This is a genomic window from Rhodococcus pyridinivorans, from assembly GCF_900105195.1.
GTDB classification, from domain to species: Bacteria; Actinomycetota; Actinomycetes; order Mycobacteriales; family Mycobacteriaceae; genus Rhodococcus; species Rhodococcus pyridinivorans.
On sequence record NZ_FNRX01000002.1, the window covers coordinates 555,395 to 580,249 of the forward strand.

The following is a 24,855-nucleotide window of genomic DNA, read 5'->3' on the forward strand; positions in this document are numbered from 1 at the left end:
GATGGATGTGATTGTGGGGGAGCACCTTACAGCGCGTAGCTGCGCAGCACACCCTTGCTGATGATCGTCTTCTGGATCTCACTGGTGCCCTCGCCGATGAGCAGGAAGGGAGCCTCGCGCATGAGGCGCTCGATCTCGTACTCCTTCGAGTAGCCGTAGCCGCCGTGGATGCGAAAGCCGGCCTGGGTGACCTCGGAGCAGTATTCGCTGGTGAGGTACTTGGCCATGCCGGCGGCGACGTCGTTGCGCTCACCCGAGTCCTTCAGACGCGCGGCGTTGACCATCATCAGGTGGGCGGCCTCGACCTTGGTGGCCATCTCCGCGAGGGAGAACGAGATCGCCTGGTGCTGGGCGATGGGCTTGCCGAAGGTGGTGCGCTGCTGGGCGTAGCGGGCGGCGAGCTCGAAGGCGCGGATCGCGACACCGCACGCGCGGGCCGAGACGTTGACACGGCCGACCTCGACACCGTCCATCATCTGGAAGAAGCCCTTGCCGGGCTCCCCACCGAGGATCGAATCGGCCGAGGCCTTGTAGTTGTCGAAGACGAGCTCGGTGGTGTCGATGCCCTTGTACCCCATCTTGTCGATCTTGCCGGGGATGGTGAGGCCCGGGACGACCTCACCGAAGCCGGCAGGCTTCTCGACCAGGAAGGTGGTCAGGTTCTTGTGGGGTTTGTCGGAGCCTTCCTCGGTCTTGACCAGCGCGGCGACGAGAGTGGAGCTACCACCGTTGGTCAGCCACATCTTCTGGCCGTTGATGACGTAGTTGCCGTCGGCGTCGCGCTTGGCCTTGGTGCGGATGGCGGCGACGTCGGAGCCGAGTTCGGGCTCGGACATCGAGAACGCGCCGCGGACCTCACCGGTGGCCATGCGGGGCAGGTAGTACTGCTTCTGCTCTTCGGTGCCGTGCTGGCGGATCATGTACGCGACGATGAAGTGCGTGTTGATGACGCCGGAGACGCTCATCCAGCCGCGGGCGAGTTCCTCGACGCACAGCGCGTAGGTCAGCAGCGACTCGCCGAGCCCGCCGTACTCCTCGGGGATCATCAGCCCGAACAGGCCCATCTCGCGCATCTGGTCGACGATGGCCTGCGGGTAGGTGTCCGAGTGCTCGAGTTCCTGAGCGTTCGGGATGATCTCGCGATCGACGAAGGCGCGGACCGTGTCGAGGATCTCGGACTGGAATTCCGTCAGACCGAGGGTCTGGGCGAGGCGGGTCATGCGTGCTCTTTCTGGGAGATGCGGATGGTGCCGGATGCTGCGAGGGCGTCGATCTCGTCGTCGGTCAGCCCGAGATGTTCGGTGAGCACCTCGGCGGTGTCGTCGCCGTTGGCCGGCGCGGGGCGGACCTCGGGATACCGGCCGTCGAAGGACATCGGGGTGCTCGGGGCGTGGTAGCTGCCGATGCGCGGCTGGTCGAGCTTGTGGAACATCGGGTTGTCGGTCACGCGCGGGTCGGCGGCGAGTTCGGCGAACGTGCGGTAGCGCTCGTGCAGGACCGAGGTGCCGCCCAGCGCCGTCTCGACCTCGTCGGCGGTGTGGCGCGAGAACCAGGCGCCGAACAGGCTGTTGAGCACGTGGCGGTGCTCGAACCGGGTGCCCTCGTCGCGGAAGTCGACGCCCAGGGCGGATTCGAGTGCGGCCACGGCCTCGGCGGTGCCGGTGAGCTCGGTGAGATCGCGGAAGTGGCGCGGCGTGAGCGCGACGAGCATGAAGCGTGCGCCGTCGCTGGTGGCGAAGTCGGCGCCGTAGGTGCCGTAGACGGAGTTGCCGACCTTCTCCCGGACGGGGCGGCCGAGCTGGGCCTCGGCGATGTAGCCGAGATTGCCGACGGTCGCGAACGCGACGTCCTCGAGCGGGAGAACGACTCTCGTTCCGGCGCCGGTGATCTCGCGACGGTAGACGGCCGAGGCAACCGACAGGGCCGCGTACAGGCCGCACGAGACGTCCCAGGCGGGCAGCACGTGGTTGACCGGAGTCGAGACGTTCTCGGCACCGGTGACCTGCGGGAAACCGGCGGCGGCGTTGACGGTGTAGTCGACGGCGCCGGTGCCGTCGGCGCGACCGAGGACCTGCACGTGGATCAGGTCGGGGCGGATCGCGGCGAGTTCGTCGTAGTCGAGCCACGAGCGACCGGCGGCGTTGGTGACCAGCACGCCGGCATCGATGATCAGGTCGCGGATCAGGTTCTGTGCCTCCGGGCTACGGAAATCCGCTGCGAGCGATCGCTTGCCCTTGTTCAGGCCGGCCCAGTAGATCGACTCGTTGCCGTCGGTGACCGGCCAGCGGCGGTAGTCGGCAGCGCCGCCGATCGGGTCGACCCGGATCACGTCGGCGCCGAGCGCGGCCAGGGTCATGCCGCACAGGGGTGCGGCCACGAAGCTGGACACCTCGACCACGCGCACTCCCGCGAGGGGTGCAGTGGACGAGGGCAGTTCGTCGGTGGAAGCGGTGGAGTTCATGCTGGGCTCGCTCGTCCTCGTCGCAGATTGTTTCGGGCACAGTCAGCATGCCCAGGTTTTGCCGCCCGGAACAGCACCGATCGGCTATCGCTCGGTTAGCGCAGACCAATACTCGATGCGGCCTGAATCCGCCGTGTGATGAGTCATAGGTTTCAGTGATCGATTCGTTCGCCTCCCGCTCTTTGCTTCAGGTGACATGGCTCACGTTCAATGCATGCAGACGCCAGGCGTGACGTTCTTCCGACAGCGACATACCGATCGTTCGTAAGTCGGCCATCCCGCTCGAGTTCTGAAGGGACTCCCAGTGACCACAGGCGAAATCGTGCACGACAAGTCGGCAGCCGCCGGCGGGCCCGGTCGGCCGACGACCGGCTCGACACCTCTCGTGACCCCCGGCCGCGCGTGGAGCATGACCGGCCTGGTCATCTTCCTCTACGTCGTCAACTACGCCGACAAGGCCGTCCTCGGCATCATCGCCCAGCCTCTGGCGCGTGAGCTCGGCATGAGCTCCTCCCAGATCGGCCTGGTCGGGTCGCTGTTCTTCGTCACATTCACCGTCGGCGGTTTCTTCGCCGGGCCGTTGAACAAGTACATGACCCTCCGCTGGGCCCTGCTGGCCCTCGGCCTGACCTGGTCGCTCGTCATGCTGCCGCTGGTCGTCAGTGCGAGTTTCGCGATGCTGGTCGTCACCCGCATGCTGCTCGGTCTCGCCGAAGGACCGAGCTCGGCGCTCATGCACACCGCCGCGTACTCGTGGCACCCGCCGGCCAAGCGTGGCCTGCCCGGCGCCTTCCTGGCCGGTTCCGCCTCGGTCGCCAAGATCGCCCTCGCTCCCGTCCTGACCTTCATCACCGTCGAATGGGGATGGCGTGCCGCGCTGATCTCGCTGTCGATCCTCGGTGCGATCTGGATGGGCTGCTGGCTCCTCGGCTGGAAGGAAGGCCCCTACACGACCCGGGCCGTCAAGGGCGCCGAGACCGCCGCTTCCCCCGCGCAGACCGAACCGTCCGTGCCGTGGCGCAAGATCTTCCTCACTCGCACCTTCATCAGCTGCGCGATCCTGATCATGGTCGTCTACGCGCTCACCACCGTCGTCCTGACCTGGCTGCCGTCCTACTTCGAGGTCGGTCTCGGCTACAGCGCTCTGCAGGCCGGCTCGATGTTCGCCCTGCCGTCCATCATCGGTCTGTTCCTCATGATCAGCTCGGGCACGGTCACCGACCGCCTCAGCGCCAAGGGTTACCGCTCGCGGGTCGTCCGCATCATCGTGCCCGCCGTCGGTGTGCTCATCTGCGGTGCCATCCTGGTCTTCCTCCCGTCCATCGGTACGCCGGCTCTGGCCGTCGCGGTCGTCTCCATCGGCTACGGCTTCGGCGCCATCGCGTTCCCGCTGATCAACGCCGCGATCTCCGAGTTGTGCCCGCCGCAGCAGACCGCCGGCACGATGGGTGTCTTCCTCGCGCTGATGGCGGTCGGCGGTCTCGTTGCCCCCTACGGCACGGGTGTCCTCGTCGACAACGCCGCCACCGCGGCGGAGGGCTATGCAACGGCCTTCCAGGTCATCGGTGCACTCGGTGCGCTCGCCGCGATCCTGGTGCTCTTCCTGGCCGACCCGGAGCGCGACCGCAAGATCATCCGGGCAGCCGCCTGACCTGTTCGGCATAGCTTCCGCCTAACGGAAGCTTCCGCCGAAAGACTTACCCCTACCGGCCGGGTGCATGGTCTCCTCGAATGTGAGGACCACCACCCGGCCGGTCGTCTTTTCCCACCACGGTTGCCCGGCAACCGTGTCCCGCAACAGCAAAGGACCGATTCGCATGCGCGATGCCGTGATCGTCGACGCCGTCCGTTCCCCCATCGGACGTCGAGGTGGTGCACTGTCCGAGATCCACCCCGTCAACCTGTCCGCCCACGTGCTGACCGCACTGGCGGAGCGGACCGGCCTCGATCCCGCCACGATCGACGACGTCCAGTGGGGTTGTGTGAGCCAGGTCGGCGACCAGGCCGGAATCGTCTCGCGCAGCGCCGTGTTCGCGGCCGGATGGCCGGTCACCGTACCCGCCACCACCATCAACCGGGCGTGCGGATCGAGCCAGCAGGCCGTGTCCTTCGCCGCCGCGACCGTCATCTCCGGCCAGAACGACGTCGTGATCGCCGGTGGTGTCGAGTCCATGAGCCGTGTGCCGATGGGCAGCGCCAGCAAGGACGGTCAGCACTTCCCGCAGAACGTGCTCGACCGCTTCGAGGTCGGCGGCTTCAGCCAGGGCATCGGCGCCGAGATGATCGCCGAGAAGTGGGGTTTCTCCCGCACGCAGCTCGACGAATTCTCGCTGCGCTCGCACGAACTGTCCGCAGCCGCCACCGACGCGGGCGCCTTCACCGGCCAGATCGCCGTGGTCGGCGAGTTCGCCACCGACGAGGGCATCCGCCGCGGCGGCACCGTCGAGTCGCTTGCCAAGCTCGAGACCGTCTTCAAGGAGGACGGCGTGATCCACGCCGGCAACTCCTCGCAGATCTCCGACGGTGCCGGCGCCCTGCTCATCACCACCAGCGAATACGCCGCGGCGCAGGGCTGGACCCCGCTCGCACGCATCCACACCGCCGTCGTCGCCGCCGACGACCCGGTCGTCATGCTCACCGGCCCCATCTCCGCCACCGAGAAGGCCATCGAGCGTTCCGGTCTGTCCATCGACGACATCGGCGCCTTCGAGATCAACGAGGCCTTCGCACCGGTGCCGCTGGCATGGCAGGTCGAGACCGGCGCGAAGCCCGACCGCCTCAACCCGCTCGGCGGCGCGATCGGTGTCGGCCACCCCCTCGGCGGCTCCGGCGCGATTCTCATGACCCGCCTCGTGCACCACATGCGCGACAACGGCATCCGCTACGGCCTGCAGTCGATGTGCGAGGCCGGCGGCATGGCCAACGCCACCATCCTCGAACTGCTCTGATCTCACGTCACCCAGCTGCTACGAATCCGAAGGAAACACTATGGAACTCAAGGGTCTGTCCGTTGCCGTCACCGGCGGAGCGTCCGGTCTCGGTCTCGCCACGGCACGTCGCGTCCTGGCCGCCGGCGGCAACGTCACCCTCATCGACCTCCCCGGCTCGAACGGTGAGGAGATCGCCAAGGAGCTCGGCGACGGCGCCGTCTTCGCCCCCGGCGACGTGACCGATTCGGAGCAGTTCGCTGCGGCTCTCGACGTCGCGCACGAGCGCGGCGGCCTGCGCGGTGTCGTGCACTGCGCCGGCGCCGGACGCAAGATGCGCATCCTCGACAAGGAGGGCAAGGCCGGTTCGCTCGAGGACTTCGAGTTCGTGATCCGCCTCAACCTCATCGGCTCGTTCAACGCGCTGCGCCTCGGCGCCGAGCGCATGGCCGAACTCGACCTCATCGAGGACGAGCGTGGCGCCGTCGTCATGACGGCCTCCGTCGCGGCCTTCGAGGGCCAGATCGGCCAGATCAACTACTCGGCGTCCAAGGCCGGCATCGTCGGCATGACGATCGTCGCCGCACGCGACCTCGCCAGCAAGGGCATCCGCGTCAACACCATCGCCCCCGGCATCATGGACACCCCGCTGCTCGCCCGCCTGCGCGAGGACGTCCGCAAGTCGCTCGAAGCGACCGTGCCCAACCCGTCGCGTCTGGGCCGGCCCGACGAGTTCGGGCAGCTGGCCACGAACATCCTCGAGAACGGCTACATCAACGGCGAGACCATTCGCCTCGACGGCGCCATCCGTATGGCACCGCGGTGAACCGGGCGTCGACCATGACCTCGGCTTCCGACCTCGCACAGCGCAGGCTGTCGTACCCGGCGACGACGATGGCGGTGTGGGCACCGAGCCTCGCCGCCGTCTACGGCGACCGTCCCGCGGTGATCGACGGCGACCGGGTGCTCACCTACAACGACCTCGACGCACGCTCGGCGCAGTTCGCCGGCGTGCTGCACGAGGCCGGGGTGCGGGCCCGCGACGTGGTGCTCCTGCACCTCGGTAACTGCGTCGAGTTCCACATCGCCTACTACGGTGCGCTCCGCGTCGGAGCGGCGGTCACGCTCGTGAATCCGCTGCAGCCCGAACCGGGTCTGCGCCGGCAGATCGAGGAGACTTCCGCAGCCGCGGCGGTCACCGGTTCCGCACAGGCCGACACCCTGTTCCGGGCTGCGTCCGGAACGAGTATCCGGTTGATCGCGGTCGTCTCCGACGAAGCGGTCACCGCGCCGGGTGCCGTGCGCTTCGGCGATGCGCTCGAAGGACGCCCGCAGACCTTCGAACCGGTCGTCACCAGTCCGGACGATATCGCGCACATCGCGTACACCGGTGGCACGACCGGCATTTCGAAGGGCGTGCGCGTCCTGCACCGCAACGTTGTCGGCAACGTCACGCAGATGTGTGCGTGGCGCGCCGGGCACCAGCTGGTCGCCGATGTCGACGGACGCATCTCGCTCGAACCGATCGGCGACCTGAAAATCGCCGGTGCGGTCCCGGGTCAGGGTTCGACGATCGTGGTGTCGCCGCTGTTCCACGCGCACGCGCTGATCAACACGTCGTTCCTTCTCGCGTGCGGCCTGACCCAGGTCCTCGCGGGTCGCTTCGATCCGGCCCGGATGCTCGAGCTGATCGAACGGTACGAGGCCGGCTACATCACCGGCAGCCCGGCGATGTGGCACGCCCTCGCTACGCATCCCGACGTCGAGACCCGCGACCTGTCCACCGTGCGGGTCGTGTCGTCCGGTGCCGCTCCGATCGACCACGTGACCCTCGGGAACCTCGAGCGTGCGTTCCCCAACGCACGTATCGCGGAGGGTTACGGGCTCACCGAGGGCACCTGCGTCGTCACGGCGATGCCGCTCGTCGTCGACTCGGAGTACCGCCTCGGAAGCGTCGGCCTCCCGGTCTTCGACACCGAACTCGAGATCCGCTCGCAGATCGATCCGACCGTCGTCCTCCCCGACGGAGAGCTCGGCGAACTGTGGATCCGCGGACCGCAGGTCACCGACGGATATCTCGGACACCCCGAGATCACCGCGGAACAGTACGTCGACGGCTGGCTCGCCACCGGCGACATCGCCTACCGCGATGCCGACGGATTCGTGTACATCGCCGACCGGGCGAAGGACATGTTGATCTACAAGGGCTACAACGTGTATCCGCGTGAGCTCGAAGAGATCCTGGTGACCCACCCGAAGGTGTCCACTGCGGCGGTCGTCGGGCGGGAGGCAGGCGCGATCGGTCAGGAGCCGGTAGCCTTCGTCGTCCCCGTCGACGGCGAGGAGCCCGCCGCGGAGGAGCTGAAGGCGTACGTCGCCGAACAGGTCCTGCCGTACAAGAAGATCCGTGAAGTGGTGGTGGTCGACGCATTGCCGACCTCCGCCGCGGGCAAGATCCTCAAGACCGATCTGCGATCGCGACTGACGGTCTCCTGACCCCGCACACGAGAAACCCCCGGCATCCGATGCCGGGGTTTTCTTCGTATGCGGTGGAAGGTGATTCGCAAGAATCGGTTCGGGCGCGGTTCCGGACGTACCTGTTCCGGAACCGCGCCCCGAAGGTCAGGAGTTCTTCTGTTGCTCCTGCTTGACGAGTCCGCCGCCGATGATCAGACGCTGGATCTCGCTGGTGCCCTCGTACAGGCGCAGCAGACGCACGTCGCGGTAGATCCGCTCGACCGGCACCTCGCGCATATAGCCGGTGCCACCGTGGATCTGGACGGCGAGATCGGCGACCTTGCCGACCATCTCGGTGCAGAACAGCTTCGCGACCGACGGTGCGATGCGGCGGTCGGTCTCCTCGACCCACGCCTTCGCGGCGTCGCGGACGAGGGCGCGGCCGGCCATCACACCGGTCTGCTGGTCGGCGATCATCGCCTGCACGAGCTGGAAGTTTCCGATGGGGTTGCCGCCCTGCGTGGCGGTCGCGGCGTAGGCGACAGACTCGTCGAGTGCGCGCTGGGCCTGGCCGACCGACAGTGCGGCGATGTGCACGCGACCGCGGGCGAGCGAGACCATGGCGGCCTTGTAGCCGACGTCCTCGCTGCCGCCGACGAGCGCGGAGTTCGGCACACGCACGTCGTCGAAGTGCACGTCGGCGGTCCAGGCGCCCTCCTGGCCCATCTTGGCGTCCTTGTTGCCCACCGTCAGGCCGGGGGTGTCGGCGGGGACGAGGAAGACCGCGATTCCGGTGCCGTTCCCGTCTGCCGGACGGGTGCGGGCGAACACGACGAACAGGTTCGCCAGCGGCGCGTTGGTGATGAAGCGCTTCTCGCCGGTGATCACCCAGTCGTCACCGGCGCGCACGGCCTTGGTGCGCAGACCCGACGGGTTCGAGCCGGCGCCCGGCTCGGTGAGGGCGAAGGATGCGACGACCTCGCCGGAGGCGATGCCCTCGAGCCACTGCTGCTTCTGCTCGTCGGTGCCGAAGTTGACGAGCACCTGGCCGGCGATGCCGTTGTTGGTGCCGAACATCGAGCGCAGCGACAGGGTCGTGTAACCCAGCTCCATCGCGAGTTCCGCGTCCTGCTGCAGATTCAGGCCGAGGCCGCCCCACTCCTGCGGGATGGCGTATCCGAACAGGCCCATGTCCTTCGCGGCCTGGCGGATGTCCTCGGGAATCGCATTGGTCTCGGCGATCTCCTGCTCGCGCGGCACGACCACGTTGCGCACGAACGCGCGGGTCTGCGCGAGGATCTCGCGGAAGTCGTCCTCGTCGACCTCGGGGGCCGGGATGGAGAGTGTCATGTCTACAACCTTCGTGCGGCCGCGGGGAGGTGTCCAATACGAATGGCGCCATTCCCATATAGGCATTGTCGATGGATGAGAGCCGTTCTACCGGCCGGTTCGCCGTTATATTCGGAGCATCGACTTGTCTGGGGGCCGTCCCGAGTCCCGCCGAAAGGAATCGTAGATGTCTCTGTTGGAGAACCGCACTGCCGTGATCACCGGTGGCGCTCAGGGAATCGGCTTCGCCATCGCACAGGAGTTCGTCGACGCCGGCGCCCGCGTCGTGATCGGCGACCTCGATCTCGATGCCGCCACCGCCGCCGCCGAGAAGCTCGGAGGGCGCGACGTGGCCCGGGCCGTGCGCGCCAACGTCGTCGAGTCCGCCGACTGGGACACCCTCCTCGCCGAGGCCGTCGACGGTTTCGGTTCGCTCGACGTGGTGGTCAACAACGCCGGTATCACCCGCGACGCGACGATGCGCACGATGACCGAAGAGGACTTCGACCTCGTCATCTCGGTGCACCTCAAGGGCACCTGGCACGGCACCCGCAAGGCCGCCGCGATCATGCGTGAGGCCAAGCGCGGCGCGATCGTCAACATCTCCTCGCTGTCCGGCAAGGTCGGCATGGTCGGCCAGACCAACTACTCCGCCGCCAAGGCGGGCATCGTCGGCCTCACCAAGGCCGCCGCCAAGGAGATGGCGCACCACGGCGTCCGCGTCAACGCGATCCAGCCCGGCCTGATCCGTTCGGCGATGACCGAGGCCATGCCGCAGAAGGCATGGGACCGGAAGATGGCCGAGATCCCCATGGGCCGCCCCGGCGAGGTCGACGAGATCGCCTCCGTCGCACTGTTCCTCGCGTCCGACATGTCCTCCTACATGACCGGCACCGTCCTCGAGGTCACCGGCGGCCGCTTCATGTGACGGTCCATCCGTCACCTCCCTCTCTTCCCGAAAGGTCATCATGCGTGAAGTTGTCATCTGCGAGCCGGTCCGTACCCCGATCGGCCGCTACGGCGGAATGTTCAAGTCCCTCACCGCAGTCGATCTCGGTGTCGCGGCCCTGAAGGGTCTACTCGAGCGCACCGGTGTTGCGCCCGAACAGGTTCAGGACGTCATCCTCGGCCACTGCAACGGCAACAGTGAGGCCCCGGCCATCGGCCGCGTCGTCGCTCTCGACGCCGGTCTGCCGATCACGGTGCCCGGCATGCACATCGACCGTCGCTGCGGTTCGGGCCTGCAGGCCGTCATCCAGGCCGCCTTCCAGGTCGGTAACGGCGACCACGATCTCGTTGTCGCCGGTGGCACCGAGTCGATGAGCAACGCGGCGTTCTACTCCACCGATATCCGCTGGGGCGGCGCCCGCACCGGTGTGCAGATGCACGACGGGCTGGTCCGAGCCCGCTCGACCGCCGGTGGCCGTTTCTACCCGGTGCCCGGCGGCATGATCGAGACCGCGGAGAACCTGCGTCGCGAGTACTCGATCTCCCGCGACGAGCAGGACGAGTTGGCCCTGAACTCGCACCTGCGTGCAGTCCACGCCCAGAAGAACGGGATCCTCGCCGAGGAGATCATCCCAGTCACGGTGAGCAGCCGTAAGGGCGACGAGGTCATCGACACCGACGAGCACCCGCGTCCCGACATCAGCCTGGAGACCCTCGCCAAGCTGAAGCCGATCATGGGCAAGCAGGACCCCGAGGCCACCGTCACCGCCGGCAACGCCAGCGGCCAGAACGACGCCGCGTCCATGGCCATCGTCACCACCCCGGAGAAGGCCGCCGAGCTGGGCCTGACCCCGCTGGTGCGGTTCGTCTCGTGGGGCGTCGCCGGTGTCCAACCGAAGGTCATGGGCATCGGCCCCGTGCCGGCCACCGAGGTCGCCCTCGCCAAGGCGGGCATCACCCTCGCCGACGTCGACATCATCGAGCTCAACGAGGCGTTCGCCGCGCAGGCCCTCGCGGTGACCCGCGAATGGAAGTTCGGCAAGGCCGACTTCGAGCGCACCAACGTTCACGGCTCCGGCATCTCGCTCGGCCACCCGGTCGGCGCGACCGGCGGACGCATGCTCGCCACCCTCGCCCGCGAGCTGCACCGTCGCGAGGCCCGCTACGGCCTCGAGACCATGTGCATCGGCGGCGGCCAGGGCTTGGCAGCGATCTTCGAGCGCGTCGCGTAAGCAGACAGCTCCCGGTTCGGGGAGGTTGTGTTCGGTTTTTCTCGAAAAGCCCGGACACAACCTCCCCGAACTTCTTTCGTCGCAGGTGACCGGGCTGGGGATGACGCCGGGTTGTCCACAACCGGGCCTCGACGCGGCGTCAGGAGGCGCGTCGCGCCCGGCATGCTCGGCGCGTGATCGACTTCGACGAACCGTTCTCGGGACGCGCGGCACTCGCTGCCGGCGTCGTCACGCGGCATCGGCTCGCACGCGACTTCGTCCACCTCCACCGCGACGTCTACATCCGACGAGAGATCCCGGCCACCCCGCTGCTGCGTGCGAAGGCGGCATGGTTGTGGTCGCAGGGCCGCGGCGTCCTCGCGGGAGTGTCCGCCGCTGCCGTGCACGGCACTCGATGGCTCGACCCGGATGCGGCGGCCGAACTCGTCCGCTCCGATCACGTCCGGTCGGCGCCGGGCATCTCGGTCCGACGCGCCCCGAAGCTCGACACCTGCGTGGTCGACGGGATGTTCGCGACCACACCGGCGCAGACGGCCTTCGATCTCGCCCGACGAATGCCGTTCGATCGGGCCGTCGAAACGATCGACGCGCTCTGCAACGCGACCGGCCTGAAGGTGCCTGAGATCGAGGAACTCGCGACGAGGAGCAAAGGCGCACACGGTATCGGTGCCGTGCCGCGGGTGCTCGCCCTCGTCGACGGTGGGGCTGCGTCACCGCCCGAGACCCACACGCGTCTGCTCCTCGTCCGTGCCGGTCTCCCACCGCCGGAGACCCAGATCGAGATCTTCGACGGCGACGTGTTCGTGGCGCGAGCCGACATGGGATGGAAGCAGTGGCGGGTGCTCGTGGAGTACGACGGCGTGCAGCACTGGACCGACCCCACTCAGCGCACCCGCGACATCGATCGGTACGCGGTGCTGCCCGAACTGGGGTGGACGGTCATCCGGGTCGGCGCCGACCTCCTCTACCGGCGGCCCGAAGTCTTCGTCGAACGGGTGCGGCGTGCTCTGGGAGCGGCCGGTGCGCCCGTCTGAGCAGAACTTCGGGGAGGTTGTGTGCGTGTTTTTCGAGAAACGCGAACACAACCTCCCCGAACTTTCGACGGGCAACGCTATTCGGTGCGGAGGAGGTAGAAGCGGAAGAAGCCGAAGTCCTCGATGGGGAGCACGTCGACCTCGGTGAAACCGGCATCGAGGGCATAGCGGCGCAGGGTCGCGGGACGCATGACGGTGCCCGTCGCGGCGCTCGGTGTGTGGCTCATACCGTCAGGGAGGCAGATGGTGAGGCTGTAGCCGTACATGAGCCGTTCGACGTCGTCACCGGGCGCGGTGAAGGTGTCGGCGACCGCTTCGTCCATGACGATCATGAACCCGCCGGGTGCGAGCGACCGTCGTACGGCAGCCAGCACTTCGACCGGTCGGGGCATGTCGTGGACGCACTCGAATGCGAAGGCCGCCTGGAAGTTTTCATCGGGCAGTTCGGACGCGTCGCACTGCGTGAACGTGACGCGTTGCGCCACATCGGCATTCTCCGCGAGGTTCGACCGGGCCATCTCCACCGACGGGGCGTCGATGTCGAAGCCGTGAACCTTCGCATCCGGATAGGTGCGCGCGATCGTGATCGTCGACCATCCCCCGCCCCAGCCGATGTCGGCGATCTGCGCGCCCGGCTGACCGAGCACCCGGTCGACCTCCGGTACCGACCGCAGAGCATCGGGCAGCGCCTTCTCGAACAGCGGCCTGTTCGCGTCGGCCTGCGACTCGCACACGTCGCGGCCGAACTGGCTCCAACTCACGCCGCCACCGTTGCGGTACGCCTCGAGCAGACCGGGAAGCTGCATCGTCGCGCCGACGATCATCCGGGCGAGCGGCGCCATGTACGCCAGGCTGTGCGGATCGGTGAGTACCTCGCGACCGACCGCAGACAGCGTGAAGCGTGGGGGATCGCCGTCGTCGACGTCGAGCAGACCGGTCAGAGCCTGCTGCTCGAGCCACTCGCGGGTGTACCGCGGGTGGGTTCCGGTGCGTTCGGCCAGTTCGCCGGCCGTCGCAGGTCCGTCGTCGGCGAGGCTTCGGTACCAGCCGAGACGGTCGCCGATCAGGATCGTGAGGGTGTCCATGGTGCCGAGGACGGAATCGAGGACGCGCTGCGCGTACGCGTCGACGGAATCGAGGTGGACGGAGGAAGTCGTCGAGGTGGACATACGGATCATCTCCCGAGGAGAAGTGGATGTCGTCCCCACCATCGTCGCCCCCGGATCCCCGGATGTCACCGTTCCGTCGGGAGTTGCTCCTCCGCGCCGGACTCCTCGGACGACCGCACGAAGTCGACGAAGGCGCGACCGGCCTTCGACAGCGAGGCCGGGTCGAACACCAGTCCGTACGACTGCGCGAAGGTCGGCTCGCACGGACGGACCACCGCGACGTCCTGCGCCGACTCGGCGAGCGACCGTTCGACGAACGACCCACCCAGACCGGCGAGCACCATCGGCAGGCGGGCCTCGCGATGATCGGTGAGCACGGAGATGGGACGGCGCACCTCGGCCTGCCGCATTGCGTAGTCGATCGCGTCGCTCACGGAGCCACCACCGCGCGGCACGAACACCATCGGGATGTCGGGGAGCTCGGCCAAGGACAGCGGCCCGGGTGGCAGGTCGGTGCCGGGGGGATAGGCGAGCCAGTACTCGGTCTGTCCGAGCTCGATGATCTCGAGACCCACCTCGTCCTCGACGGGCAGATGGGTGACGACGAACTCGCAGTAGCCGTCGTGGATGACCGACGCGGTGAACTCCTCCGCACGCAGATCACCGAGGCGCGCGGTGACTTTGGGATGGAGACGGCGGAACTCGGAGACCAGGTCGACGATCGGGCCGGTTGCGAGAGCGGGGAAGACCATCAGATCCAGTCGGCCCGTCACCTCGGTCGTCGACACGGTGAGCAGCTCCTCGACCGCGTTCACATCGCGGAGGATCTGCCGGCTCGGGCCGATCAGTGCCTTGCCCGCCGCGGTGAGCACCATGCCGCGCCCGATGCGGTGGAACAACTGCACCCCCAGCTCGCGTTCGAGGCTGCGCAGTGCCTGGGAGACGGTGGGCTGGGCGACGCCGAGCTCGGCGGCCGCGCCGTTGATGCCGTCGTTCTCCACGACGGCGAGGAAGTATTCGACCTGACGGAACTCCATGTCGTCACGCTTCCCAGGGGGTGCCGGTGGTGGTTGCCACGAATGCGGCGGCAGCGGGGGACAGATCGCCGGGTCGCATCACCAATCCGACGGGACGCCGGAACGGTGGGTCCAGGGGCCGGACGACCGCACCGGGGATCTGCTTCTCGGCGACGCGACGCGGCACGATCGTCCCGGCGGTGCCACGCTCGACGAACTGCCACAGGGCTGCCTGGTTGGCGCAGTCGACGACGACGTTCTGATCGCCGAGCAGTTCACCGGTGCGTGCGGCGCTCGCGCGGGAGCCGAGGTCGAGGACCAGCGGGAAGTCGCGGACCTGGGCCCGGGTGACGGGGTCGGGCACGTCGGCGGCGCGGTCGGGGTGCACGGCGAGCACCATCTCCTGCTCGAGGACCGGAACGGTGATCATGCCGGCGTGATCGACGGACAGGTCGGTGATGCCGATCTCCGCCTCGCCGCGGCGCAGCGCCGCGTGGACTCCGGGAGGGCCTTCGGCGTCGTTCACCCGCACGGTCAGGTTGGGGTAGCGCCGACGGAAGCGCTGGACGAACTCGATGACGGGGTGGATCGAGAACGTCGCGAAGGTGACGATCTCGACACGACCGGCCTGGAGATCGCGCACCGCCGCGACCTTCTGTTTCGCCCGCTCGACGTCGGCCAGGATGCGGCGTGCGGCGCCCTCGAGGACACGACCGTCCTCGGTGAGGGTGAGCCGTCGGCCGGTGCGGTCGAACAGGGTCGTGTCGAGGCGGCGTTCGAGGGTGCGGATGGCCTGCGACAACGACGGCTGCGAAATGTAAAGTGCCTGAGCAGCTTTCGTGATCCCGCCGTGGTCGACGACCGCCACGAAATAGGTCACGAGGTGCAAGTCCACCCGATTATCGTAGGTGACGCTCGGAACCGTCCTGGACGCAACCGTCAGGAAGGGGTGTCTACCGGGCGCGGTACCCGCCATCCGCCGGTGAACGACGGCTCGCGTTTGTCGACGAATGCACGCATCGCATCGGGGGCGTCGGTGGCGTGGTTGATCGCCTGCGAGCGGGCCTCGTTCTCGAGTGCTTCGCGGAGCGTGAGCGACGAACCCTGCTCGAGCATCCGCGCCGACATGCTCACCGCGACCGGCGGGGCGGCGGCCAGCCGCGCGGCCAGTTCGGCGGCGCGACCGGCGAGGGCGTCGGGCTCGACGAGCTCGGTCACCAGGCCCAGGTCGTATGCTTCCTCGGCGCACACGATGTCGGCGAGCATGACCAGACGCTTCGCCTGGTGCAGTCCCACGAGGCGCGGCAGGATCCACGACCCGCCGAAGTCGATCGACAGTCCGCGCCGCGCGAAGATCTGACCGAACTTCGCGGTGCGGGAGGCGACGACCACGTCGCACAGCAACGCCATGTTCCATCCCGCGCCCACCGCATACCCCTCGACCTGCGCGATCAACGGCTTCGAGAACTCCGCGACGGCGAGCGCCGTCTCGTTGATCTCCCGCATACGGTCGAGGGGATGGGTGGAGTCGCGCCGTTCCATGTCGGCACCGGTGCAGAAGTCACCACCGGCGCCGGTGAGGATCACGGCGCGGACGGAATCGTCGTGCTGGAGCGCACCGAACGTCTCACGCAACGACCGCCACGCCTCGACCGTCATCGCGTTCTTGCGCTCCGGTCGACTCAGCGTGATCGTGGCGACCGAGCCGTCCTGCGCGACCAGAACGTCCGACATTCCTACTCGCCCTTCCAGACCGGTGCGCGCTTCTCGGCGAACGCCCGGGCGCCTTCCTTGGCGTCGGCCGACGCGAAGACCGGGTCGATGAACTTGCGCTGCGCGACGAAGGCGTCGGGGTCGGTGTAGTTGGCGGCCATCGCGACGACCTGCTTGGTGGCCTTGACGGCGAGGGGGCCGTTCGCCGCGACGCGGGCGGCGAGTTCCTTTGCCACGGTGAGTGCTTCACCGGGCTCGGTGACGCGGTTGACCAGGCCGTGCTGGTGGGCGACCTCGGCGGTGAGTGGGTCACCGGTGATGGCCAGTTCCATCGCGAGCGGGTAGGGGAGGATCTTCGGCAGGCGCAGCAGGCCGCCGGCCGCCGCCGCGAGTCCGCGCTTGACCTCGGGGATACCGAACTTCGCTTCGCGCGACGCGACGATCAGGTCGGCGGACAGGGCGAGCTCGCATCCACCGGCCAGGGCCCAGCCCTCGACGGCGGCGATGAGCGGCTTGCTCGGCGGTGCCTCGGTGAGGCCACCGAAACCGCGGCCGGGGATCGACGGGCGCTCCCCGCGTGCGAACGCCTTCAGATCCATTCCGGCGCAGAACGTTCTGCCGGCACCGGTGAGGATGCCGATGGTCAGGTCGGGGCGTGCCTCGAACTCGTCGATGGCCGCGGCCAACGCCTCCGAGACCTCCAGGTTCACGGCGTTCTTGGCCTCGGGGCGGTTGAGGGTGAACACCGCGACGCCGTCGGCGAATTCGGTGAGGACAACGCTCATGTCAGTTTTCCTTCGTATGGGTCGGAGTGGAGAGAGTCCAGTGGGCGGGAGTTCCACCGTCGGAACGGATGTCGCCTCTATCGGCGAGAACGAGCAGATGGGCCTGGGTTTCGCGGACGGCGAGTCGCTGCAGCCGGGGATCCATCACATCGATAGGACGCGACCACGTGACGCGGGTCGTGATCTCCCACGCCGTCGACTCGGGCCTGGACGCGACGGCATCGCGGATCTCGTCGAGACGGACCTCGTGGTGGTCCATGAGTTGGCGTGCGCGTTCGGTGACTCCGCGGAACCGGTACTCGTGGGCGGGCAGCACCTCGCAGTCCGGCAGAGCCGTCGTCGCATGCAGCGACAGCAGATAGCGGTGCAACGGGTCGCCCAGTTCGCCGGGGCCGGAGGAGATGTTGGGGCTGATGCGCGGAAGCATGTGGTCGCCGCTGAACAGCAAGTCGCGGTCGCGGTCGACGAAGGCGAGGTGACCGGGCGTGTGGCCGGGCGTCCACACCGCTTCGATGTTCCACCCGGGCAGATCGAGTCGATCACCATGAGCGAGAACGACATCCGCGCTCTCGCCCCGGGGGAAGCGGACGAGTTCGAAGCGGGCGGCCTCGACGACCTCGGGCGGTGCGCCGAGTCCGGTGAGGTCTACGCGCCATGCTTCCTTGTCGGCGGCGGCGTCCTCCGGGGTGAAGTGCCCGAGGGCGGCGGCGTCGGCGGCGTGCATCGCGATCACAGCGCCGGTCGTTTCCTTCAACCGGGGTGCCAGACCGAAATGGTCGGGATGCAGGTGAGTGATCGCCGCGTAGCGCACCTCGGTGATGTGATGGCCGGTCGCGGCGACACCGGCCACGAGAGTGTCCCACGACTCCTCGGTGTCCATACCGAGGTCGATCAGGGCGAGGCCGTCGTCGAAGGCGAGCGCATAGGACAGCACGTACCGCAGCGGGTTCTTCGGCATCGGAACCGGAATCGACCACAGTCCTGGCCGCACCTCTTCGACCGGTGGCAGTACGCCGGCCGCCCACGCTTCACGCTGGACGGTACCGAGATCCTCGGTGACGATCATGACGTCGTTCCTTCCCGTGCAGGAGCGAACTCGTCGCGCAGTGTGCGCTTCAGGATCTTGCCGCTGGCGTTGCGAGGCAACTCGTCGACGAAGTGGATGTGCCGGGGCTTCTTGTAGGAAGCCAGACGTTCGACGGTGAACTCGAGGAGTTCGGCCTCGGTCGGTGTCTCGGCTCCGGGCGCGACCCGCACGACGGCGGTCACGGCCTCGCCCCACCGGTCGTCCGGAACTCCCACCACTGCGACCTCGGCGACGGAAGGATGTTCGGAGATGACCGATTCGACCTCGATCGGGTAGACGTTCTCACCCCCGGAGATGATCATGTCCTTCACGCGGTCGGTGACGAACAGGTAGCCGTCCTCGTCGATGTGCCCGGCATCGCCGGTGCGCAGAAAACCGTCCTCGGTGAACAGGGCGGCGTTCTCGGCCTCGCGTCGCCAGTAACCCTGTGTGTTGTTGCGCGACCGGCTCACGATCTCACCGGTTTCGCCGCGGGGGAGCGGTTCGCCGGTGGCGAGGTCACGGATCTGGACCTCGATCCCCGGCAGCCCGGTGCCGGCCGAACGTAGGAGGTAGGAGCGCGGACCGTGCGGGTCGTGGTCCTCGGCACGTAGCGCTGTGAGGGCGCCCATCGTCTCGGTCATCCCGTAACGCTGCACGAAGCGGCAGCCGAGGGTGTCCATGGCGCGGGCGAGTTGCGTGGGCGTGATGGGAGAGGCGCCGTAGGCGACCAGACGCAGCGCCGACAGGTCGTAGTCCGACAGGTCGGGCATCTCCACGAGCATGTTGATCACCGACGGCACGAGGAATGCGTGGGTGATGCCGTGCTCGGAGATGGCGGCCGCCACCAGGTTCGGGCGCATCTCACCGAGCAACACCAGGTGCAATCCCGCCGACAGGGTCGTGCTCATCCAGCCGGCGCCGGCGATGTGGAACAGGGGCAGCGCGTCGAGGGACACCGAGTCCTCGGTGAACTCGTACAGCGCGAAGTTCTGCGGTTCGTTGAACAGGTTGTGATGCGTCGCCACAACACCTTTGGGTCGACCCGTGGTGCCCGAGGTGTAGAGCTGCAGCACCTCGGTCCGCGGGTCGTCGCCGAAGCCGGGGTCGATGTCGTCACCGGAGGCGACGAAGTCGTCCCACGACCGTGCACCGGGAACGGTGGAGGCGTCGCCGACCACGACGATCTGTACGGCGGGCAGGACTGTGGCGGCAGCGCGGGCCGATGCGGCGAACTCGTCCTCGACGATCAGGACGTCGAGCTGCGCGTCGTCGGCGATGTCGGCGATCTCGCCCGGGTTCAGGCGCCAGTTGAGCGGGGTGAAGACCAGTCCGGCCTTGGCGCAGCCGACGAACGAGGACGCGCCGGGTAGGCCCATGCGCAGCAGTGCGCCGATGCGCTCGGACGTCGCCGGAACGGTCGCGAGCGCCGAGGCGACCCGGTTGGTGAGCGCGTCGAACTCGGAGTAGGTGAGTGTGGTTCCGCCGGAGCTGACCGCCGCACGATCCGGATGTTCGACTGCCAGCTGCCGGATTCGGTTGGGAAGGTGCAACTCGCTCACATCACGCTCCTGATCGACACGGCCGACGCGCGGACATGCCGTCCACGCCGTTCCAGTCGATCACGATCGTGACTGCTGCCACAAAGACCCGCAGCCGTACGCAACGTTAGGGCAAACCTATGGGCGCGTATCGAGACCGACGTCGTGTGCGAAATCCCCGACGGGTCTCGCACACGACGTCGGTCTCGAGGCGATCGATCAGTCGATCTGCAGTTCACCCATCCGGCCCCACTCGGTGCCCGGAATCTCCGTGTTGAGGATGCGCGGGGTCTCGACCAGCGCCGGCCGCATTGCGTCGAGCCCCCTGCGGAAGTGATCGGACTTCACGTGCTCGGATCCGGCGTCCCCGTCGCGGAACGCCTCGACGAGAACGAACTCGGACGGATCGTCCACGCTGCGGGACCAGTCGAACCACAGGTTCCCGGGTTCGCTGCGAGTCGCCTCGGTGAACTCCGCGGTGGTCTCGAGCCAACTGTCCTGGTACTCGGGCTTCACCTTGAAACGGACCACGATGAAGATCATCTTGCCTCCGGTCGGTAGATGTTGGAGGGACGGATCGTCCCTTCGTCGAACATATCGCCGTACTCACCGTTGAGGGCGTCGAATCCGTGACCGAGCGGCAGACCCCCACGAGGCAACCCGACACGTCAGCGACGTTCCGTCAGCCGCTCGTAGGACACCCGCCACACCCATTCGACCGGTCCCTGGCGGAATCGGCCGAGCCACCAACGGGATCCGACGACCATCACCGCTCCCACCGCGATGTACACCGCGATCGTGAACGGGACCCGCATGGCGGGGTCCACGGTCTTCGCCAGACCGAATCCCCAGTCGTAACAGAGCACCGACGCGACGATGTTCTGCAGGATGTAGCAACTCAGCGCGGTCCGCCCGATGCGTTCACAGGCGGTGCCGACCGTGCCGGTGGTGGACCTGCCGATGTAGAAGTGGGCGATCCACGCCAGCAGGCCGAGCGCGACGAACGGGGCGATGCCGTAGCGCGCTGCGAATACACCTGCGGCACCGCCGAACAGACCCACGGCGAGGTCGAGCGGTGCTGCGATCGCCCCGACCACCATCAGCCGCCGGCGCAGCACCGCACCTCTGCTGTCGAACAGCCCGGAGGAATACAGTGCGGCGCCGGTCAGGAACAGCGCGACCGTCATCGGGATCACGAAGATCACCTCGGCGCGGAACGCAGCGGCGTTGTCCACGCGGAAGACGATCATGTCCCACCAGGTGGCGGTGGTCAGCTCGGGGGTCTCCGCATTCGGCGGTGAACTGGCGAGCGCCACGACGAGCGCGGTCACGGCCAGCGCGTGAACAGCGACGGCCGTACCCGCGACCCACAGCCGCACACGACGGGAGGAGATCACGAGCCCGCACACGAGCATGGACGTCAGCGCATACCCCATGAGGATGTCGAACTCGGCGACGAGCAGGTAGTGCACCATCCCGTCGACGAAGAGCAGGGCGGCGCGTACCCGGTAACCGCCGGGCCACGGCCGCCCCGCTCGCTGAGCGGACGCCGCTTGCACGGCCAGGCCGATCCCGAACATCAGGGTGAGCAACCCGAGGAACTTTCCCTGCGCGAGTTGCATGAGGATGCGTTGCGGCCACGGATCGGTGCCGATCGAGGCGAGATATCCGACGATCCCGGCGGGGTCGGTGAAGATCCAGACATTGGCGGCGAAGGTGCCGAGGATGGCGATCCCCCGGGCCACGTCGAGGGCGAGGATACGTTGCTGTCGCGTCGTCGAACCGGTGACCGTCATGATCCTCACCATGCGATGCGGCGGGGTCGGCGCGCGTCGGCCGACCGGGGGATGACGGGTCCTCCATGCGGGTGACCCGCGTTCGGTGATCTCCCCGAGAGCAGACATCGGCGAGGAGAACAGAGCAGGAACTGTCGGGTCCCGTGAGCCTCGGTGATGTGAACATGGAGCCATGCACGAAACCCCCACCGAGCTCGCCGACCTCCAGGTGCTCCTCGACACGTCGCTGTCCCGGTCCACATCCCACCTGAGGTCGATCGTCGACGCGTCGCGGACCCTCACGGCCGAGCAGCTCGTCGAGGTGCTCACGGGCATGTGCGTCCTCTCGCTGGCGACGGTCACCGCCGGCGGGGAACCGCGCATCAGTGCTGTGGACGGACATTTCCTGCACGGCAAGTGGTACTTCGGCACCGCCCCCACTGCAGCCAAGGCCCGGCATCTCGCCGCGCGTCCCGCGGCCAGCGCGGCGCACATGCGCGGGGAGGACCTCGGCGTGTTCACACACGGCCACGTGGAGATTCTCAACCCGCGCGGCGGTGAGCCGGCCGACGACTGGCCCGAACTGCTCGCCTACCTTCAGTCGTTCTACGGCGGGGACGCGTTCGACTGGAGCGAGGAGGTGGTCTACTACCGCCTGAACCCGCACTGGATGACCGTGTACGCGCCCGATGTCACGACACTCGTCGATCGGCGCTGATCCCTCTGTGCGAGGGGACGATCAGTCCGGAAGCGAACTACCACCCAGCGCGCCGCGCAGATGCTCGGTCTCGGTGGGCAGGCTGTCGGGAACGAACGTCCATCGGCCTCCCGTCCACGGATCGGCCAGCTCCCCGTCGACTGGAAGCTTCTGCGCCTCGTCCCACAGGATCTCCGCGACCCGATCGTCCGGGGGATCACCCGCGAGGACGACCGAGACCCGGCCGGCACTGCCGGTACGCGCGATCCGGACGATCTCGAGCAGGTCGTCGTGGTCGTAGCCGTAGGGGAACCCGGCGAGGACCAGCAACACGGGTGAGGCGGTCTCCGCGTCGACCTGCCGGGCGAGCGCGTCGAGGTCCGCCGCGTCGGCCAGCCCCCGGAGTCTGGCGGGGACCCGCGACCGGTCGTGGACGGGCGGTCCGGCAAGTCGGGCTGCGGTGAGGGGTTCGAGTGCGGGCAGCGTCCGCCCGGGATCGACGAGGTGCAGCAGGGTGTCGGGCCGGGCCGTGAGCAGCCGCACGACCACGGACGACACGACGGGACCGAGGTCGGCGGGGTCGCCGTCGATCCACAACGGTCGCGTGAGCGGTGCCGGCAGGCACAGGGGGATGCGCAGCGGACCCAGATCGGGCGCCGTCACCTCACCCACCCGCACGCCGTCGCTCGGCAGGTGCATGTGCATCCAGGCCGGGGAGATCCAGGATGCGAGTGCGGGCGGCAACGTCGCGTCGACGGTGAGCAGTTCGGCGGCGAGCACCGCGCTGTCGTCGCGGTAGCGGGCCTCGGCGACACCGACGAGCTCGTCGTAGCGCTGCTGCGCACGCGCCCGGGCACGGTCGGCCTCGGGCTCCATGCGCCGGGCGGGATCGGCCACCGCTGTCGAGAGTTCGTCGTCGAAACGGTGCTGGGCGAACTCCGCACTCGACGTGTACGCGGCGGCCGATCGGGCGGCGTCCTCGAAGATCTGCCACAGCACCTCGAGAGGTGAGAGGCCGATGACCGGGCCGGGCCCGGGAGCGGCCACCTTCTCCGCGTCGGAGGGTGACTCGACCTCCACCCCGTGCGCGGTGAACATCTTGGCGAGTCCACCGGCGTATCCCTGGCCGAGGGCGCGGATCTTCCATTCGTCGTGACGACGGTAGATCTCCCAGCACAGCAGCGCCGTCTCGGTACCGACCGCCGGTTCCACGTGAAACGACGCGAGGACGGTGCCCGCCGCGTCGCACAGCGAGGTCGACACCGCTGCGGGTCGCTCGCAGCCGACCGCACACAGCACGCGTGCGCCGGGACGGACCGCGTCGACGTCGACGACGATCACCTTGCCCTCGAGCCGAACGCCCGCCGTCGTCGGTTGGTTGTAGAACACGACGTCGTCGGAGGACGCCACCTGCAGGCCGTCGTCCACGACGAACGCGCACACGTCCAGAGGGACGGATGCGGTCGCCGTGAAACGGGCCGTGCGGGTCGGCAGCGGGGCGTTGCGCCCCGCTGTGAAGAGTTCGCCCACCGGTCAGACGGCCAGGAACCGGCCCAGTTGCGGCGCGGCCTCACCGGGATGCTTCGCCTGCATGCCCTCGCCGATGGCCTGCAGCTTCCATTCGCTGCCCTGGCGGTAGACCTTCGCCATGACCATGCCCGTGAACGGCATGCCGCCCTGCAGCGTGTAGCGGGCCAGCTCGGTGTCGATCGTGCCGTCGACGAGACGGCAGAACGCGTTCTGCACCTGCTCGAAGGTGTGGCCCTTGTAGGAGGTCACGATGAACATCACCGTCGTGACATGGGCGGGGACCCGCGTGAGGTCGACGAGCATCACCTCGTCGTCGCCCTCACCGGCACCGGTGAGGTTGTCGCCCTGGTGCTGGATCGAGCCGTCCTTCGACTGCAGCTGGCCGTAGTACACGACGTCGGCGATCTGGTTGTCGGCGAACATCACGGCCGAGGCGTCGAGGTCGATGTCGGCGGAACGGTTGCCGAACAGGCCACGCTTCTCCACTGGATCCCAGCCGAGCCCCATGCGCAGGAAGGTCAGCGCGACGCCGCCGTCCTTGCGGAGGGTGACCTTCTGGCCCTTCACCAGGCTTACCGGGCGGTTCTTCGTGAGGCTGACCTCCGCAGGCTGTGCCGGAGGTGTCTGCTGTGCCGGAGGCGGTGTCTGCTGCACGGGCGGGGCCGGAGCCGGCGTGGGAGCGACGGGCTGAGGTGCGGCAGCAGGCTGGGCGGGTGCGTCGTCGACGCTGACCCCGTGATCGGTCACCAACGCCGCGAAACCGCCCGCATATCCCTGGCCCACGGCGCGGACCTTCCACGCGCCCTGGCGCCGGTACAACTCCAGCGCGATCACGATGGACTCGGTGCTCAGTCCGTCGATCCGGTACTCGTACAACACCGTTCCCGCACTGTCGGACACGCGCGCGGTGGGCGGTGCGAACCGGCCGAAGCTACTCGACGCGTCGTCGAGGGTGATCACGGCGCGCACCTGATCGATGTCGGCGGGAACCTGCGCGAGCGACACGGCGAGCGAGGCCGCCTGCCCGGGCGCGCCGGATACGAGACGCACACCCGGCCCGGTGGGCTGGTTGAAGAACACGAAGTCGGCGTCGGAGCGCACCTTGCCGTCGGCCTTGACGAGCAGTGCGGACAGATCGGCGGGCGTGGTCAGCTCGAGCGAGACGACGACGTCGGACGCGGTGAGCGGTCCGTTCTGACCCTTGGAGAGCGGAGTCGGCAAGAGATGTGTCCTCA

The 24,855-nt window shown here is 68.1% G+C and carries 22 protein-coding genes; 8 read left to right on the forward strand and 14 right to left on the reverse strand.

Features of this window, described 5'->3' with window-relative positions; translation table 11 throughout:
- Positions 1-26: 26 nt before the first annotated feature.
- Together BLV31_RS03305 and BLV31_RS03310 are read right to left on the reverse strand one after the other, a co-directional pair.
- Complete coding sequence (locus tag BLV31_RS03305; RefSeq protein ID WP_064060039.1) at positions 27-1,220, reverse strand: acyl-CoA dehydrogenase family protein; 1,194 nt, start codon at positions 1,218-1,220, stop codon at positions 27-29.
- Positions 1,217-2,461: a CoA transferase gene (locus BLV31_RS03310; protein ID WP_033097526.1), complete on the reverse strand. Its 1,245-nt coding sequence runs from the start codon at positions 2,459-2,461 to the stop codon at positions 1,217-1,219. The genes BLV31_RS03305 and BLV31_RS03310 overlap by 4 nt, the downstream gene beginning before the upstream one ends.
- Before the next feature lie 304 nt (positions 2,462-2,765).
- On the opposite strand from BLV31_RS03310, the gene BLV31_RS03315 reads away from it, so the two are divergent.
- From BLV31_RS03315 to BLV31_RS03330, 4 genes are all read left to right on the forward strand, one after another.
- The gene (locus tag BLV31_RS03315; protein WP_064060038.1) at positions 2,766-4,112 is read left to right on the forward strand and encodes an MFS transporter; all 1,347 of its coding nucleotides are present in this window, start codon (positions 2,766-2,768) and stop codon (positions 4,110-4,112) included.
- Positions 4,113-4,278: 166 nt separating this feature from the next.
- On the forward strand, positions 4,279-5,409 hold the full coding sequence (locus tag BLV31_RS03320; RefSeq protein ID WP_064060037.1) for a thiolase family protein: 1,131 nt from the start codon (positions 4,279-4,281) through the stop codon (positions 5,407-5,409).
- A gap of 40 nt (positions 5,410-5,449) precedes the next feature.
- Positions 5,450-6,214 (forward strand): SDR family NAD(P)-dependent oxidoreductase, encoded by a 765-nt coding sequence (locus tag BLV31_RS03325; RefSeq protein WP_024102416.1) that lies wholly within the window; start codon positions 5,450-5,452, stop codon positions 6,212-6,214.
- Positions 6,215-6,228: 14 nt separating this feature from the next.
- Positions 6,229-7,884, forward strand: a complete 1,656-nt coding sequence (locus BLV31_RS03330; RefSeq protein ID WP_064060055.1) for an AMP-binding protein — start codon at positions 6,229-6,231, stop codon at positions 7,882-7,884.
- Positions 7,885-8,010: 126 nt separating this feature from the next.
- Here BLV31_RS03330 and BLV31_RS03335 read toward each other — a convergent pair whose 3' ends face one another.
- The gene (locus BLV31_RS03335) at positions 8,011-9,195 is read right to left on the reverse strand and encodes an acyl-CoA dehydrogenase family protein (protein WP_019290607.1); all 1,185 of its coding nucleotides are present in this window, start codon (positions 9,193-9,195) and stop codon (positions 8,011-8,013) included.
- 166 nt (positions 9,196-9,361) lie between these two features.
- On the opposite strand from BLV31_RS03335, the gene fabG reads away from it, so the two are divergent.
- From fabG to BLV31_RS03350, 3 genes are all read left to right on the forward strand, one after another.
- Positions 9,362-10,102, forward strand: coding sequence for a 3-oxoacyl-ACP reductase FabG (gene fabG, locus BLV31_RS03340; RefSeq protein WP_006550729.1), 741 nt, complete (start codon positions 9,362-9,364; stop codon positions 10,100-10,102).
- A gap of 40 nt (positions 10,103-10,142) precedes the next feature.
- Positions 10,143-11,354 carry an acetyl-CoA C-acetyltransferase gene (locus tag BLV31_RS03345; protein ID WP_006550728.1) on the forward strand — a complete coding sequence of 404 codons (1,212 nt, stop codon included), beginning with the start codon at positions 10,143-10,145 and terminating at the stop codon, positions 11,352-11,354.
- A 173-nt stretch (positions 11,355-11,527) separates the two neighbouring features.
- Entirely contained in the window at positions 11,528-12,388 is an 861-nt protein-coding gene (locus BLV31_RS03350; RefSeq protein WP_039584363.1) for an endonuclease domain-containing protein, read from the forward strand.
- A gap of 77 nt (positions 12,389-12,465) precedes the next feature.
- Here BLV31_RS03350 and BLV31_RS03355 read toward each other — a convergent pair whose 3' ends face one another.
- The 9 genes from BLV31_RS03355 to BLV31_RS03395 all read right to left on the reverse strand — a co-directional run bounded on the left by BLV31_RS03355 (position 12,466) and on the right by BLV31_RS03395 (position 21,414).
- Positions 12,466-13,566, reverse strand: a complete 1,101-nt coding sequence (locus tag BLV31_RS03355; protein ID WP_081263340.1) for a class I SAM-dependent methyltransferase — start codon at positions 13,564-13,566, stop codon at positions 12,466-12,468.
- A 56-nt stretch (positions 13,567-13,622) separates the two neighbouring features.
- On the reverse strand, positions 13,623-14,534 hold the full coding sequence (locus BLV31_RS03360; protein ID WP_064060036.1) for a LysR family transcriptional regulator: 912 nt from the start codon (positions 14,532-14,534) through the stop codon (positions 13,623-13,625).
- A 4-nt stretch (positions 14,535-14,538) separates the two neighbouring features.
- Positions 14,539-15,408, reverse strand: coding sequence for a LysR family transcriptional regulator (locus tag BLV31_RS03365; protein WP_064060035.1), 870 nt, complete (start codon positions 15,406-15,408; stop codon positions 14,539-14,541).
- Positions 15,409-15,452: 44 nt separating this feature from the next.
- Positions 15,453-16,247, reverse strand: coding sequence for an enoyl-CoA hydratase/isomerase family protein (locus tag BLV31_RS03370; protein ID WP_019290613.1), 795 nt, complete (start codon positions 16,245-16,247; stop codon positions 15,453-15,455).
- 2 nt (positions 16,248-16,249) lie between these two features.
- Positions 16,250-17,011, reverse strand: coding sequence for a crotonase/enoyl-CoA hydratase family protein (locus BLV31_RS03375; RefSeq protein WP_064060034.1), 762 nt, complete (start codon positions 17,009-17,011; stop codon positions 16,250-16,252).
- 1 nt (position 17,012) lies between these two features.
- Positions 17,013-18,077: an MBL fold metallo-hydrolase gene (locus BLV31_RS03380; RefSeq protein ID WP_006550722.1), complete on the reverse strand. Its 1,065-nt coding sequence runs from the start codon at positions 18,075-18,077 to the stop codon at positions 17,013-17,015.
- Complete coding sequence (locus tag BLV31_RS03385) at positions 18,074-19,639, reverse strand: long-chain-fatty-acid--CoA ligase (protein ID WP_006550721.1); 1,566 nt, start codon at positions 19,637-19,639, stop codon at positions 18,074-18,076. Before BLV31_RS03385 ends, BLV31_RS03380 begins: the two co-directional genes overlap by 4 nt.
- 198 nt (positions 19,640-19,837) lie before the next feature.
- A complete protein-coding gene (locus BLV31_RS03390; protein WP_006550720.1) occupies positions 19,838-20,161 on the reverse strand; it encodes a putative quinol monooxygenase in 324 nt (107 codons plus the stop codon).
- 125 nt (positions 20,162-20,286) lie between these two features.
- The gene (locus BLV31_RS03395) at positions 20,287-21,414 is read right to left on the reverse strand and encodes a DUF418 domain-containing protein (RefSeq protein ID WP_371850689.1); all 1,128 of its coding nucleotides are present in this window, start codon (positions 21,412-21,414) and stop codon (positions 20,287-20,289) included.
- Positions 21,415-21,586: 172 nt separating this feature from the next.
- On the opposite strand from BLV31_RS03395, the gene BLV31_RS03400 reads away from it, so the two are divergent.
- On the forward strand, positions 21,587-22,111 hold the full coding sequence (locus tag BLV31_RS03400) for a pyridoxamine 5'-phosphate oxidase family protein (protein ID WP_033097520.1): 525 nt from the start codon (positions 21,587-21,589) through the stop codon (positions 22,109-22,111).
- 21 nt (positions 22,112-22,132) lie between these two features.
- On the opposite strand, the gene BLV31_RS03405 is transcribed toward BLV31_RS03400, so the two are convergent.
- Both BLV31_RS03405 and BLV31_RS03410 read right to left on the reverse strand, forming a co-directional pair.
- The gene (locus tag BLV31_RS03405) at positions 22,133-23,620 is read right to left on the reverse strand and encodes a TerD family protein (RefSeq protein WP_064060033.1); all 1,488 of its coding nucleotides are present in this window, start codon (positions 23,618-23,620) and stop codon (positions 22,133-22,135) included.
- 3 nt (positions 23,621-23,623) lie between these two features.
- A complete protein-coding gene (locus BLV31_RS03410) occupies positions 23,624-24,841 on the reverse strand; it encodes a TerD family protein (RefSeq protein WP_064060032.1) in 1,218 nt (405 codons plus the stop codon).
- Between the last annotated feature and the right edge of the window lie 14 nt (positions 24,842-24,855).

Excerpts from the sequence above, each read along its gene's own strand:
- BLV31_RS03370 (WP_019290613.1), bottom strand. The coding sequence starts at position 16,247 with ATGTCGGACGTTCTGGTCGCGCAGGACGGCTCGGTCGCCACGATCACG.
- BLV31_RS03305 (WP_064060039.1), bottom strand. The coding sequence starts at position 1,220 with ATGACCCGCCTCGCCCAGACCCTCGGTCTGACGGAATTCCAGTCCGAG.
- BLV31_RS03335 (WP_019290607.1), bottom strand. The coding sequence starts at position 9,195 with ATGACACTCTCCATCCCGGCCCCCGAGGTCGACGAGGACGACTTCCGC.
- BLV31_RS03380 (WP_006550722.1), bottom strand. The coding sequence starts at position 18,077 with ATGATCGTCACCGAGGATCTCGGTACCGTCCAGCGTGAAGCGTGGGCG.
- BLV31_RS03320 (WP_064060037.1), top strand. The coding sequence starts at position 4,279 with ATGCGCGATGCCGTGATCGTCGACGCCGTCCGTTCCCCCATCGGACGT.
- BLV31_RS03325 (WP_024102416.1), top strand. The coding sequence starts at position 5,450 with ATGGAACTCAAGGGTCTGTCCGTTGCCGTCACCGGCGGAGCGTCCGGT.
- BLV31_RS03360 (WP_064060036.1), bottom strand. The coding sequence starts at position 14,534 with ATGGAGTTCCGTCAGGTCGAATACTTCCTCGCCGTCGTGGAGAACGAC.
- BLV31_RS03395 (WP_371850689.1), bottom strand. The coding sequence starts at position 21,414 with ATGACGGTCACCGGTTCGACGACGCGACAGCAACGTATCCTCGCCCTC.
- fabG (WP_006550729.1), top strand. The coding sequence starts at position 9,362 with ATGTCTCTGTTGGAGAACCGCACTGCCGTGATCACCGGTGGCGCTCAG.
- BLV31_RS03400 (WP_033097520.1), top strand. The coding sequence starts at position 21,587 with ATGCACGAAACCCCCACCGAGCTCGCCGACCTCCAGGTGCTCCTCGAC.
- BLV31_RS03310 (WP_033097526.1), bottom strand. The coding sequence starts at position 2,461 with ATGAACTCCACCGCTTCCACCGACGAACTGCCCTCGTCCACTGCACCC.
- BLV31_RS03375 (WP_064060034.1), bottom strand. The coding sequence starts at position 17,011 with ATGAGCGTTGTCCTCACCGAATTCGCCGACGGCGTCGCGGTGTTCACC.
- BLV31_RS03355 (WP_081263340.1), bottom strand. The coding sequence starts at position 13,566 with ATGATCCGTATGTCCACCTCGACGACTTCCTCCGTCCACCTCGATTCC.
- BLV31_RS03390 (WP_006550720.1), bottom strand. The coding sequence starts at position 20,161 with ATGATCTTCATCGTGGTCCGTTTCAAGGTGAAGCCCGAGTACCAGGAC.
- BLV31_RS03345 (WP_006550728.1), top strand. The coding sequence starts at position 10,143 with ATGCGTGAAGTTGTCATCTGCGAGCCGGTCCGTACCCCGATCGGCCGC.
- BLV31_RS03330 (WP_064060055.1), top strand. The coding sequence starts at position 6,229 with ATGACCTCGGCTTCCGACCTCGCACAGCGCAGGCTGTCGTACCCGGCG.